The sequence below is a fragment of the Novacetimonas hansenii JCM 7643 genome (genome assembly GCF_000964405.1).
Lineage (GTDB): Bacteria > Pseudomonadota > Alphaproteobacteria > Acetobacterales > Acetobacteraceae > Novacetimonas > Novacetimonas hansenii.
Map to the genome: position 1 here is coordinate 1 of NZ_BANE01000080.1, position 13,286 is coordinate 13,286.

The 13,286-nt window shown below is 61.0% G+C and carries 11 protein-coding genes; 6 read left to right on the plus strand and 5 right to left on the minus strand.

Annotated features, from left to right (window positions below; genetic code table 11):
• Positions 1-134: 134 nt before the first annotated feature.
• The gene (locus tag B7G66_RS06610) at positions 135-1,235 is read right to left on the minus strand and encodes a COX15/CtaA family protein (protein ID WP_048858939.1); all 1,101 of its coding nucleotides are present in this window, start codon (positions 1,233-1,235) and stop codon (positions 135-137) included.
• Between the two features lie 193 nt (positions 1,236-1,428).
• Between B7G66_RS06610 and B7G66_RS06615 the strand changes: the two genes are divergently transcribed.
• The 4 genes from B7G66_RS06615 (at position 1,429) to B7G66_RS06630 (ending at position 6,835) form a co-directional block, all read left to right on the plus strand.
• The gene (locus B7G66_RS06615) at positions 1,429-2,211 is read left to right on the plus strand and encodes a TVP38/TMEM64 family protein (protein WP_231106229.1); all 783 of its coding nucleotides are present in this window, start codon (positions 1,429-1,431) and stop codon (positions 2,209-2,211) included.
• A 191-nt stretch (positions 2,212-2,402) separates the two neighbouring features.
• Positions 2,403-3,731, plus strand: coding sequence for a multidrug effflux MFS transporter (locus B7G66_RS06620; protein WP_003616986.1), 1,329 nt, complete (start codon positions 2,403-2,405; stop codon positions 3,729-3,731).
• Between the two features lie 181 nt (positions 3,732-3,912).
• Positions 3,913-4,443: an adenine phosphoribosyltransferase gene (locus B7G66_RS06625; RefSeq protein ID WP_040511267.1), complete on the plus strand. Its 531-nt coding sequence runs from the start codon at positions 3,913-3,915 to the stop codon at positions 4,441-4,443.
• 157 nt (positions 4,444-4,600) lie between these two features.
• A complete protein-coding gene (locus B7G66_RS06630; RefSeq protein ID WP_003616991.1) occupies positions 4,601-6,835 on the plus strand; it encodes an FUSC family protein in 2,235 nt (744 codons plus the stop codon).
• Positions 6,836-7,226: 391 nt separating this feature from the next.
• Here B7G66_RS06630 and accC read toward each other — a convergent pair whose 3' ends face one another.
• The 3 genes from accC to aroQ are packed head-to-tail and all read right to left on the minus strand — an operon-like array spanning position 7,227 to position 9,492.
• Complete coding sequence (gene accC, locus B7G66_RS06635; RefSeq protein ID WP_003616993.1) at positions 7,227-8,576, minus strand: acetyl-CoA carboxylase biotin carboxylase subunit; 1,350 nt, start codon at positions 8,574-8,576, stop codon at positions 7,227-7,229.
• Positions 8,576-9,040: an acetyl-CoA carboxylase biotin carboxyl carrier protein gene (gene accB, locus B7G66_RS06640; protein ID WP_003616994.1), complete on the minus strand. Its 465-nt coding sequence runs from the start codon at positions 9,038-9,040 to the stop codon at positions 8,576-8,578. The genes accC and accB overlap by 1 nt, the downstream gene beginning before the upstream one ends.
• On the minus strand, positions 9,037-9,492 hold the full coding sequence (gene aroQ, locus B7G66_RS06645) for a type II 3-dehydroquinate dehydratase (RefSeq protein ID WP_003616996.1): 456 nt from the start codon (positions 9,490-9,492) through the stop codon (positions 9,037-9,039). The genes accB and aroQ overlap by 4 nt, the downstream gene beginning before the upstream one ends.
• A gap of 327 nt (positions 9,493-9,819) precedes the next feature.
• Here aroQ and B7G66_RS06650 point away from each other — a divergent pair, with 327 nt between their 5' ends.
• Positions 9,820-10,350, plus strand: coding sequence for a septal ring lytic transglycosylase RlpA family protein (locus B7G66_RS06650; RefSeq protein WP_003616999.1), 531 nt, complete (start codon positions 9,820-9,822; stop codon positions 10,348-10,350).
• On the opposite strand, the gene B7G66_RS06655 is transcribed toward B7G66_RS06650, so the two are convergent.
• Positions 10,322-11,290 carry a YihY/virulence factor BrkB family protein gene (locus tag B7G66_RS06655; RefSeq protein ID WP_080545487.1) on the minus strand — a complete coding sequence of 323 codons (969 nt, stop codon included), beginning with the start codon at positions 11,288-11,290 and terminating at the stop codon, positions 10,322-10,324. The two genes, B7G66_RS06650 and B7G66_RS06655, sit on opposite strands and share 29 nt — an antisense overlap.
• Positions 11,291-11,777: 487 nt before the next feature.
• Between B7G66_RS06655 and B7G66_RS06660 the strand changes: the two genes are divergently transcribed.
• The gene (locus B7G66_RS06660; RefSeq protein ID WP_003617003.1) at positions 11,778-12,908 is read left to right on the plus strand and encodes a type III PLP-dependent enzyme; all 1,131 of its coding nucleotides are present in this window, start codon (positions 11,778-11,780) and stop codon (positions 12,906-12,908) included.
• Positions 12,909-13,286 lie beyond the last annotated feature (378 nt).

Sequence of the window (13,286 nt, forward strand, 5' to 3'; positions counted from 1 at the left end):
GAAGACGCCGCCTTTTTCGATCAAAAGGCAGCACCCAAAAACTTGTCCTGTTTTTTATCAATGACTTGTTTTCAAACAATCTCTAAGACAGCCCGCCGGATTACCGGGACATGGGACGCCGGGTGATGGGGTGATCAGACCCGGCCAACCCCGCGCAGGCGGTGGAGGACCATAATCGCGGTGGTCAGCAGCAGTGCCGCACAGGTCTGGTGGATGGTCGCCGCCCAGACCGGCACCACCAGCAACAGCGTGGTCACGCCCAGTGCGTATTGCACCAGCACCATCCATCCCATCAGCATCAGTGCGTTATGTGCCCCCTGTCCCAATGCCGGGGTACGCAGGCCAAGGAAGATCATCCCGCCGATCATTGCCGCCGTGCAGGTTGCCAGCAGGCGGTGGTCGAACTGGATGGCGGGAATATTTTCGAACCAGTTGAGCCAGAAGGGATGCAGTCGCGCATATCCCGCCGGGATCAGGTGCCCATCCATCAGCGGGAATGTGTTGTAAGAGAAGCCCGCATGTGTCCCGGCGGTAAACCCGCCCGCGATGATGGTGATCCCGATAAAACAGCAGATGGCCCACGCCATGCGGTGGATGCGCACGACCTGTGTTGTGGCGGGGATGAATTGCGCTTCGGGTGCGCGGGCCGAAAGCGCGGTCCACAGGATGGCGATATATAACGCGAACGCGCAGCACAGATGCAGCACAAGACGCACCGGCGCCACGGCGGTACTGTCGGGATTGAACCCCGACGCCACCATGAACCATCCGATCGCCCCCTGAAGCCCGCCCAGCACGAAGAACAGCAGCAACCGTGCGATCAGGCGGCGCGACAGGACACCGGTAATGGCGAACCAGATCAGCGGCAGCAGGAGCACCATCCCCATCAGCCGCCCCCAGAAGCGGTGAATCCATTCCGCCCAGAAAATCTTCTGGAACCCGGCGAGACCGAAGCCGTCATGCAGGATTTTGTATTGCGGGATGGTTTTGTACAGTTCGAACTGGCGTTCCCATTCCGCATGTGACAGCGGTGGGATCATGCCGGTAATCGGCCGCCAGTCCATGATGGACAGGCCCGATCCCGTCAGGCGGGTATACCCACCCAGCGCGATCATGCCGAGCAGCATGAAGCAGATGGCGAACAGCCAGTTCGAGACCCGGCGGCGGTCATGCGCGTTGGCCGGGAAAACGGAGTCGCGGCCCTTGGCGAGGCCAGAGGAAGGATGTGCGGACATATGGCGGATTTAGACTGGCCTTGCACGCCGCCGCAAGGCAATGCTAGGGCGCGGGTAAGGTTTTCGTGTCTGCCGCACGTCTATGGCATGACTGACCGGTCGGGCCATGCCCGGCCCAGGCCACCGGGTCCGCATATGCCGGTCCGTGCGATCCCGCCCGCATGATATCGTAACAGAGGATGTTTTTCCCCGCGTGACGCGATCCTGCCCCCCCCCGACACCCACGCTGCCTGGCACCCCCGATGCCCCATCCCCCACAACGGTTGCGCCGCGCGTGGGCGCGCGGGTGCTGCTGCGTCCTGCATTGATGCTTGCCATGGCGGTGGCATTGGTGGTGGCGGTGCGTTTCATGCCGGTGTTGCATGTGGGGGCGGGTACGGGGCTGGGTAAGGGGCCGGGTGCCGGAATGGGCGATATCGGCATGCTGCGCGACGGGGTGTGGGGCCGGATATGGTTCGTGCTGGCGGGGGCTGCCTTCTGTGCGCTGGGCCTGCCACGACAGGCGGTCTGCCTTGCGGCGGGCATGGCCTATGGCACGGTGCAGGGGATGACGCTTGCCACCTGCGCCACGGTTGCGGGGGGGATGGTGGATTTCCTTGTCGCGCGGGTGATGGGGCGTATGGGGGGGACCGCGCGCCTGCCGTCGCGTGTGCGTGACATGTGCGCCCGCCTTGGCCGCCCCTTGCGTGAACGGACATTCACCTGCGTGCTGGTGCTGCGCCTGCTGCCGGTGGGATCGGCCATGATGCTCAGTATCGCGGCCGGCCTTGTGGGCGCGCGGGTGGCGGGGTTTATTGCGGCCACGGCGCTGGGCAGCCTACCGCAGACGGCGGTGTTCGTCCTGATGGGGGGCGGGACAGAGGTGAACCATCAGTGGCAGGTTGCGTTGGCTGTCGGGCTGTTCGTGATTTCGGGCCTTGGCGGGGTCTGGCTGTTGCGTGGGAGCCAGATCGCGCGTGCGGATCGTACCACATGAACAGTTTGAAAAAATGTTTTAGGTATCGTCGTGTTTTTCTGTCTTTACGGATGGTTGACGCGACGCGCATGCACGCGCGATACCTTCAGTGAGCGAAATGCTGGAATGCCGGAATAGATGGTGAAAATTCCCGGTGTCGTCGGCTAGATACTTTCGCAATCCTTGCTTCCCTTGATTTCTGGAGTGCCGTCATGGGCTCTTCCGCACTCGCGGCGCAGTCATCCGATGCATCCGTTGGCAAGACAGCCGGCAGGTCCATGGGGTGGATTGCCATCCTGCTGGGGGTCCTGACCGCGGTCGGGCCCGTTTCGACGGACATTTACCTGCCGGCCTTCCCCGAACTGGAAAAGTCGCTGCATGCGCGCGTGGGTTCCGCGCAGATGACGCTGGCGATCTGGTTCGTGGGTCTGGCCATCGGGCAGATCACGATGGGCCCCGTTTCCGACCGGTTCGGCCGGCGCATTCCGATGCTGCTGGGAACGTTCGTCTATACCCTGGCCTCTGTCGGGTGTGCGGTGGCGACGGATATCTATACTTTCTCCGCATTCCGCCTTATCGCGTCGCTTGGCGCTTCGGCCAGCCTTATTATCCCGAGTGCGTGCGTGCGCGATATGTCGCATGGCAATGAATCCGCGCGCATGATGTCGCGCCTGGTGCTGGTGATGGGGGTCGTGCCGATCCTTGCCCCCACATTGGGGGGGATGGTGCTGTCATTCACGACATGGCGGTCGATCTTCTGGGCGGCGGCGGTATATGGCGTGGTGTGCATGCTGCTGATCTGGCGTGTCCTGCCTGAAACGCTGAAGCCGGAAAATCGCAGCGAACTGTCCCCCGTGACGCTGTGCAGCCGCTATCTGCTGCTGGTGCGTGACCGTGGGTTTTTCACCAATGCGATGATTGCCGGTTTTTCGTGCTTCATGTCCTTTACCTATCTTTCGGCCGCGCCGTCGGTGTTCATTCACCAGTTCGGCCTGTCCCCCGCGCATTTCGGCATGATGTTCGGCGTGTTCGCCGTGTGTATGATCGGTGCGTCGCAGCTTAACGGCATGCTGGTGGGGCGGATCGATGCGACGCGCATCCTTGGCATTTCGGTGATTGTCGCCCTTGTCGGCACGATCGGCATGACGCTGGTTGCCAGCCTGATTGCGGAAACGACAAAGGCGGGTGGCCATCCGTCCATCGGTCTGATGGTTGCATTGGTGGGGGCGATGATGTTCTCGCTGGGGACGACAGGTATCATCGGACCGAACGCCACGGTGGGTGCGCTGGCGGATCATCCCCGCCTTGCGGGAAGTGCGTCGGCCTTTGTCGGGACGCTGCAATATGTGCTGGGTGCGCTGGCGGGGGCGATCGTTGGCATGCTGCCGTCGAATACGCCCGTCCCGATGGCGGCGGTCATGATGGCGGGTGCGGTGGTCATGCTGTTGATGGTGGTGTTGCGCCCGCGCCGCCCGGCGGAAGGCGCCCTGGCGGATGTCCCCCCCGCGGACGGCGCGGCGACGGGCCGTCCCACGCCATGACATCTGGCGCACACAGGTGCGCCGCGCGACAAAAGAGGTCATGGCGGGGTTGCCGTCCGGCGGCGCGGCGGCTACAGGCGACGTGCATCGCGCGCCCGTTACAACGGGCGTAATTTACGGGACCGGGATGTCCGCAGGACGCCCCGGCCCGGAAACAGGTTTGCGGGAATATAGACAGGCCATGACCACGTCCTCCATCGATCTGAAGCAGTACATCCGGGGCATTCCCGATTTTCCAAAGCCGGGTATCCTGTTCTACGATATCTCGACCCTGATGCGGAATGCGGATGCGTGGCAGATTGCGATGGGACGCCTGACGGCGGCGGTCGCGCCATGGTCGGTCGATATGCTGGCCGCCATTGAATCGCGTGGCTTCCTTACCGCGGCCCCTTTGGCCAGCCGTCTGGGCTGTGGCCTGGTGATGCTGCGTAAGCCGGGCAAGCTGCCGGGGCAGACGATTTCCTATGATTATGACCTCGAATACGGCACGGATTCACTGCATATCCAGGCCGACGCGATCGTGCCGGGGCAGCGCGTCGTCGTAATGGACGACCTGCTTGCGACGGGTGGGACGCTGGCCGCCTCCATCGCGCTGCTGCGCAAGGTCGGGGCAGAGGTCGTCGGAGCCGCCACCCTGATCGAGCTCCGTTCGCTGGGCGGGCGTGACCGCCTTGACGTGCCGGTCAAGACGCTGGTGGCCTACGACGACTGACCGGTATCGCAGCTTTGCTGGCGTGGCCGTCTTGCAATATACAGTTTCATGAACGCTGATATACCGGACATCACATGTCGGTGTTGCGGCAACACGTGTAAAGTGTACCTGAAACTGCATAGTCGTTTTTCATATCTCAGGGAGCGCGGATGCCGGGATGAATAGTCTTGAGCTCTCCCTGATACAGTTCCAGACCCGGATCGTCGCCTTTCTGCGGCGTCTGTGGCCCCCCGGTGCCGCGATCCGTCAGGATCATCTGCGCTGGCTGTTCGCACCGGGCCTGTTCACCTTCGGCTATGCCCTGCGTACGACCATCACCTCGCTGATTGCGCTGGGTATTGCGCTGTGGTGGGAACTCGGCAGCCCGCAATGGGCTGCGCTGACGGTGTGGATGGTGGCGCAGGGCACACGCGGCAAGAGCGTGGCCAAGGCGCGATGGCACCTGTTTGGCATGGTGGTGGGCACGATCTGTGCCGTGCTGCTGGTGGCGGCATTTCCGCAGGCGCCGCTGATGTTCATCCTGCTGCTTGCGGGCGGGATCGGGATGTTCTGCTTTATCGGCACGCTGCTGCCCGGCCCTGCGACGATGACGAATTATCGCATCCATGGCATGCGGGCGAGCGGGTTTACCTATGCCATCATCTCGCTCGACGGGATTGCCGACCCACAGCATATCTTCATGACCGCGATGTCGCGCGCGACCTATATCGTGCTGGGCATCGTGTTGGAAAGCACGGTTTCCTCCCTGTTCCAGTACCGGCTGGGCGCACGGGCGCAGGACCGTCTGACCGCCAATTTCCTTACGGCCATCAACGGGGCGGGCCAGACACTGGCCTCGCTTTTGTCGGGGGACCGTGACGTACTGCAAAAATCACGTCAGGTCTTTGCCAATATCACCACGCTAAGTGACCAGATCGAGTTCGCCGAGGTGGAGATGGGCGCGCAGCGCGGGCATGAGGGCGACCATGCGCGCGCCGCCCTGGCCCGTGTGGCGATGCTGCTGTCACGTGGGCTGGACCTTGCGGCGCTGTTGCGGATTCCGGGCAACATGCCCGGCGCCGCCTTTAACGCCACATCCGCCAAGGTGCAGGCGTTCTTGCGTGACATGGCGGGGCAACTGGAAACGACGGATGACATCCATCCCGTCCTGGCCGAACTTTCGGCGTTGCAGGCCGAATGCCGGCAGAGTGTCGCCGATTCCCTCGAAGATGAAATGGGAAGTGCGACGCGCGATCCGGCCCCGCCCGCCGTGGCGCATATCCTTGCGCAGCAGCGCATGCTGCATTACGGGCTGGGGGAGATGCTGGACGAACTTGAACAGGCCATCATCCAGTTCGACGCCAGCCGCCATCCGCTGCGTCATGACCATTTCCATTACCGGATCAAGACCTTCCGCGACTGGCAGCAGGCCTTTACCAACAGCCTGCGTGCCTCGGTTACGATATTCGGGGCGGGCCTGATCTGGATTGCGACGGCATGGTCGGCGGGCCTGACCTTCATGATGTTCGTCGCCATCGTATGCAGTCTGTTCGCGACGCTGGAAAAGCCTGCCCTGGCGACCAAGGCGTTCCTTGGCGGTGCGATCTGGGCCAGTGTCATGGCCGGGGTATTGGTGCTGTGGGTACTGCCAACGCCATCGACGTATGAAGTCATGGCCATGTGCCTGATGATTCCCATGTTGATGGGGGGGCTGGCCTTTGCCTATCCCGCGCTGATCCTGGGGGCGGTGTCGTATAACCTGTTCATGCCGATCCTGCTGGGGCCGGGGAATCAGTCGCGTCTGGACGAAGTTTCATTCTTCAACACGGCGATGCCCCTGATCTTTGGCCTGTGGTATGCGATGTGGGTCTTCCGCCTTGTGCTGCCGTTCGATACCAACGACATGCGCTGGCAGATGCGCACCAGTATCCTCAGCGGCCTGCGCCACGTCGCGCGGGCGCGCACGTTGCCCACCACGTTGTATGTGGTGGAACGTAATGTGGACCGTTTCGTGCGGTTGCTGACGAATGCGGAAAACACGCCTGATGTGATTATTGATTCCTACCTGCAGGGTATCCTGTCGGCCATGACGATCGGCCTGAACATCATACGCCTGCGTGGTATCCTTGAACGCAACCTGTTACCGCCGGGCGCGCAGCAGGTGTTGGGCGAGATGATGGCCCGCATGGCGCAGTTCAGCGGGCGGTATGGGGGGCATTACGGTCGCACGGCGCGTGCCACGAAGTTGGCCATCGCCCATATCCAGAACATGACACAGCAGGAAGAAAACCTTGGCATCCGGCTGGAGATGAACGGGGCGCTGGTGTGCCTGTATGTGATTTCGTACGAACTCGACAACAACCAGAAATTCTTTGATGCCTCGAGCCCGTATCTGGACCCGGTCCTGAGCTGAACTGGAATGCTCAGCATCCGATCAGGACCGTTTGGAAACAGATCATTGATAAAAAATCAGAAAAGTTTTTGGGTGCCGCCTTTTTTCAAAAAGGCGGCGTCTTCTTGAAGTTCTTTGAGGAGAGATTCAGAAAAACCTTTGAAATGTCAGGATATTATTGATCCTGACGTTTCAAACAGTCTCTAAAAATTTTGTGGAATATTCCCCAAGATGCGTTCAGGCACGCAGCCTTTGATGGCAGGGTAACATCCAAAAAATCTGGTGGTTTTTATCAGGTGGGATGTTCCTGGTTCAGCCTGGTGACGTGCGGATGTAAAAAGGGCCAGGGGGATTTTACCCCGCTGGCCCTTTGGTCCGGCTTTTGGCTCGGCTGCGTCGGTCTGGGGCGGGGTTACTCCGCCTTCTGGGCCGCGACGAATTTTTCCAGCCAGTGGATGGTATAATCACCCGAGCGGAACTGCGGATCGTCAAGGATCTTCAGGTGCAGCGGGATGACCGTCTTCACCCCTTCGATCACGAACTCATCAAGCGCGCGGCGCATGCGCTGGATCGCTTCAAGACGCGTGGGCGCACGCACGATCAGCTTGGCGATCATGCTGTCGTAATAGGGCGGGACGCGGTATCCGGCATACAGCGCACTGTCCACGCGCACGCCAAGGCCACCGGGCGGGTGAAAGACACTGATGGTGCCAGGCGTCGGCATGAAGGTCAGCGGGTCTTCGGCATTGATGCGGCATTCGATCGCATGGCCGGAGAAATGGATGTCCTTCTGGCCATATCCCAGGGGTTCACCTGCGGCGATGCGGATCTGTTCGCGCACAAGGTCAACGTCACAGACCATTTCCGTCACCGGATGTTCCACCTGAAGGCGGGTATTCATCTCGATAAAGCAGAACTGCCCGTCCTGATACAGGAACTCCAGCGTGCCGGCATTGCGGTAGCCCAGCTTTTTAAGCGCGGAGGTCGCGATTTCGCCGATTTCGTCACGCTGCTGCGCGTTGAGTGCGGGCGAGCCTGCTTCTTCCAGCAGCTTCTGGTGGCGGCGCTGCAAGGAGCAGTCGCGTTCCCCGAAATGCACGACATCGCCATGGGTGTCCGCCATGACCTGAAGTTCGATGTGGCGCGGCCGGTCGAGATATTTTTCGAGGTAGACCTCGTCATTGCCAAACGCGGCGCGGGCCTCTGTGCGGGCGACGCTCCATGCTTCTTCCAGGTCGTCAGCGGTGGCGGCAACCTTCATGCCGCGCCCGCCGCCGCCCGCCGCCGCCTTGATCAGCACGGGATAGCCGACCTTGTCCGCCACGATACGTGCCTGTTCAAGGTTTTCCAGCGCCCCGTCGGACCCCGGCACCAACGGCACACCCAGCGCGCGCATGGTCGTCTTGGCGGTGATCTTGTCACCCATCATGCGGATATGGTCGGCGGTCGGACCGATGAAGGTCAGGCCGTGGGCCTCCACCGTTTCAGCAAAATCCGCATTTTCCGACAGGAAGCCATAGCCGGGATGGATGGCATCCGCCCCCGTGATGGTGGCTGCCGACAGGATGGCCGCGACATTGAGGTACGACTCACGGCTTGCAGGTGGGCCGATGCACACGGCCTCATCCGCGAGGCGGACATGCATGGCGTCCGAATCGGCGGTGGAATGCACGGCAACGGTGGGGATACCCAGTTCGCGGCAGGCCCGCAGGATGCGCAGGGCGATCTCGCCGCGATTGGCGATCAGGATCTTGGAAAACATTACTCTATGATGGCCAGGACTTCGCCGTATTCAACCGGCTCGCCCGAGGGGACGAGGATCTTGGTCAGGGTGCCCGCGCGCGGCGCCTTGATCTGATTGAAGGTCTTCATCGCCTCAATCAGCATAAGGGTCTGGCCGGCAGTGACCTGCTGGCCTTCGGTCACGAACGGCGGTGCGGACGGGTCCGGTGTCAGATAGGCCACGCCGACCATCGGGCTGGTGACAGCGCCGGGATGTTTCGACAGGTCGGCGGGGGGGGCTGCAACCGGTGCCGGTGCCGCGACCGGGGCGGGGGCCGCCACCGGCAGCGCCGCAGGGGCGACGGCATGCGTTGCGACAGGGGCCGCGCGCACGACGCGAACGCGGCTGTCCTTTTCCGCGATCTCGATTTCGGTCAGGCCAGTTTCGGTCAGAATTTCGGCCAATGCCCGAATGGCATCCGCATCCACGAGCAGTCGGCTCATTGATCGTCCTCGTCCAGAATCATGTCGGTCATCGCATGCAGCGCCAGCGCATATCCCCGCACGCCAAGCCCGCAGATGACGCCGATGGCGGCGCGGGAGACATAGGAGGTATGGCGAAACGCCTCACGGCGATGAATGTTGGAAATATGGACCTCGATCACCGGCAGATCGACCGCCAGCAGGGCGTCAAGGACCGCGATGGAGGTATGGGAATAGGCCGCCGGGTTGATGATGATGCCGCGTGCGCGGCCCCGGCATTCCTGAATCCATGAAACGAGTTCCCCTTCGCCGTTGGTCTGGCGAAAATCAATCGCCACGTCGAGCTGCTCCGCAGCCTGAACGCAGACCTGTTCGACATCATCAAGGGTTGCGACGCCGTACACTTCGGGCTGCCGCAGGCCAAGCATGTTGAGGTTGGGGCCGTTGAGAACGGCAATCAGGGGACGCTCCATAATGACAGGCGCCGTAGCATGCCCTTCGCCGCGATCCAAGCCTGTTCTGCATTCGGGGGCGAATCGAATGTGATCCATCCCTGAACGCATGCCCCGTGGGTGGGGCCGCGCCATGGGGGATGAACGGTTTTTCCGTGTTAAGGAACCGGGTTAAGGATCTGGGGGATAGGCAATAATTCCTCAATAGATATAAAGAGGACTTTTGCATTCATAATATCATGTGCCCACGCATACCTGAATCAGGCTGGTCGCGTTCATGTATATTATGTAATGGTTCCCGCCATGATTGTCGGACCCCCTCCTATACAGCCGCGAATGCGGTGGCGAATGCCGGATTTTCTGGCATGGGGCCTGTCATGTCTGCTGGTGATCTGCCTTGGTCTGTCATGTGGTGTTTCCGATGCCCATGGCGCGTCACGACATATGTCGCGCCATGTCAGGCATGGCGTTCATCATGTCGTGATCCGGCATGGTGTTTCGACCACCCATCGGCACCATCATCCCCTGCGTCGCCTGCCGGGCCTGCCTGCGATGAAAACGGTTTCGTCCACATGGTCGCAGCATGGCCTGGCAAGCTGGTATGGCACGCGTCGCGAAATCGGCCACCGCACCGCGTCGGGGGACATGTTCGATCCGGGCGCGATGACAGCGGCGCACCGGCAGTTGCCGCTGGGGACGCGGGTGCGGATTCGGGCACCTTCCACCGGTCGGTCGGTCGTTGTCACGATCAATGACCGCGGGCCTTATCGTGGCCGGCGGGTCATCGACCTGTCACCGGCGGCCGCGCGTGAACTCGGCCTTCTGGACCGGGGGACGACGATGGTGGATATTACGACCCTTCCCCCTGGGGAGGGGTAGCACGCGCGTCCGCGTCGTGCGGGGCATGGCGTGCAGATCTGCGCGCGATGGACCATCCTTCCATCTGTGGGCCATTGTCACGCAGGCACATCTGGATTTCCAGCCCGGCGTTAAGTTCCGCACCAAGCAGCACGACATAGGCCGAGACATAGAACCACATCATGGTGGCCACGAATGCGCCCAGGGGCCCATAGGTCGCGCCGTAACCCGCGATATGGCTGACATAATAGGAAAATCCGAACGAGGTCAGCAGCCATAGCAGGGTTGCGGCCACCGATCCGGGCAGGATGCAGCGCCATGACGGACTTCGCCGGTTGGGGCCGAATCGGTAAAGCAGCGAACATCCCGACAGTACGAACAGCAGCATCAGCGCCGGTCCCCCCATGCGCACCAGCAGTTCGAGCGAACCCGGCGGCGGCGCGAGGGAGAGTTTTTGCGGCAGGTAATCCAGCAGGATCGGCAGCGCCACCATCAGTGCAAGTGTCAGGATACCGCCACAGATCGCACACAGCGTCATGATCATGCCCATGGCCTGAAACCGCAGGAAACTGCGGGTTTCGGGTGTATTATAGGCCACGTTCATCGCCAGCAGGAGCGAACGCGTCGCCGCCGAGGCCGACCACATGGCGATGGTGGTCGAAACGATCAGGTTAAGTGTCAGCGACGAATGCGATTGCGCCACAAGGACATGGATACGATCGCAGATCAGGTCATACGCGGCGGGCGGCAACAGATTGCGCAGCACCACAAGCTGCGGCTCCACCGTCTGTGGATCAAACAATAGCCCATAGATGGAAATCATCGTGCTCATGGCCGGGAACAGCGACAGCGTGGCGTAGAACGCGCACCCCGCGGCCGCCAGCGTGATCTGGTCGGACGCAATGTTGGTCGCCACCTGTTTCATGACGGGCAGGATGTGACGGTGCAGGGCGTCATTCATGTCCGGGGCATTCTTTGTGGCGCGTCCGGCGACGGGGGGCGCGGGGGTGACGGATGGTGTCACCTCGATCTGGTCTGGGGAAGAAGAGATCAATGCGTTGTCCAGGTTCTGGTCACTTGGGTCCCGGCTGTCGGCACCGGGCGACGCCATTCCCGCGCCCCGGTCCTGCGTCCCTGCCGGGGACGGAAAATGAATCACGACAATATTTTGGTCGGTTTTGCCCACCTTAAACGAAAAAGGTGATGATGAGGCGAATTTTTCTATTGCGTTATGGGCGTATTGTCCTCATATGCGCTCCCTACGCAACAACGCACGTGCCACTGGCCCTCTGAGGTTACGCAACGACGTCAAGCGTTCTGGCAATCGGGGCCTGCTGCTTGGGCCCCTCACTGGTCGCTGGTCCGTTAGACCGTTTCGCAACATCTGTCCGTTTGTTCAGTACTCCATACTTGCATCCGGACAGCAGAACAGAAGGGATTTGGGTGCGATGACTCCCAAAATCGCCCGTTATCTGGCTGAGCAGTCCCCTGCGACGCCTTGCCTTGTCGTCGACGTCGATCGTGTCGAGGAACGTTACAGCGCCCTGCATGCGGCGCTTCCGCTTGCGCGTATCTATTACGCGGTCAAGGCGAATCCGGCTGCGGCCATCCTCGACCGTCTGGTGGGCCTTGGGTCTGCCTTTGACGCCGCGTCGTGGGAAGAAATCCAGATGTGCCTGCGCGCCGGTGCCGCGCCGCAGGACATCTCGTTCGGCAACACCGTCAAGAAGGTGTCGGCCATTGCGCAGGCGTATGAGGCAGGCATCGACATGTTCGCCTTTGATTGCGCCGAAGAGCTGGAGAAGCTGGCGCGTCATGCACCCGGCGCGCGTGTTTACTGCCGCCTGATCGTGGAAAACGAGGGCGCGGACTGGCCGCTGTCGCGCAAGTTCGGCACGACGCTGGACAATGCGCGTGACCTGATGCTGCGTGCGCGCGATATGGGGATGGACCCGTATGGCCTGTCCTTCCATGTCGGTAGCCAGCAGACCGAGACCGGGGCCTATGAAGCTGCGATCGCACGTGTCGGCATGCTGTTCACGGACCTGAAGGCCGCCGGGCTGGAACTGCGCATGGTTAATCTGGGTGGTGGCTTCCCGATCCGCTATCGTGATGACGTGCCGGGTATCGACCGTTTCGCGCTGGCGATCAGCCACGCAATGACAGAGCATTTCGGCAATGACCTGCCTGAAATGATCGTGGAGCCAGGGCGTTTCATCGTGGGTGATGCGGGTGTGGTTTCGTCCGAGGTCGTATTGGTCAGCCGTCGCGGCATCAATGATGGTGTGCGGTGGGTCTATCTCGATATCGGCCGTTTCGGTGGTCTGGCTGAAACCGAAGGCGAGGCGATCCGTTATGGTATCCGCACCCCGCATGACGGGATGGCGACAGGCCCGGTGGCCATTGCCGGACCGACCTGCGACGGGGCGGACATCATGTATGAAAAGACGCCGTACAACCTGCCATTGGGGCTGGAGTCGGGCGACCGGGTCGAATTGCTCTCTACCGGGGCGTACGTCTCGACCTATTGCTCGACCGGGTTCAACGGGCTTGCACCGCTGAGTGAGCATTACATCTGACGGGCCTTAATTGTTCTGAAGATCGTGAAAACTGTTTAAAAGCAGTATTTTGCGAGAATTAACGAAATTTTTTGGATGCCGCCTTACTGTAATAAGGCGGCATCTTTTTTTGAAAAAAGTCCACCACGAACTCTGATGCGGCTGCGGGACTGTTTGACGAAACAGGACTGTTAACCTGTTGGGGATAAAAGAATTTCAGGTGAGGCTTTCGCCAGGCAGCCTCACAAAGACAAAGCCTTTCCTGAAGATAAGGCGATATCTGGAAATTGTTGCCCTTTGCTTAAAGATTGTTTGAAAATAAGCCCTTGATAAAAAACAAGAAAAGTTTCTGGGCGCTGCCTTTCGATCGAAAAAGGCGGCGTCTTCTGAAGCTTTTTA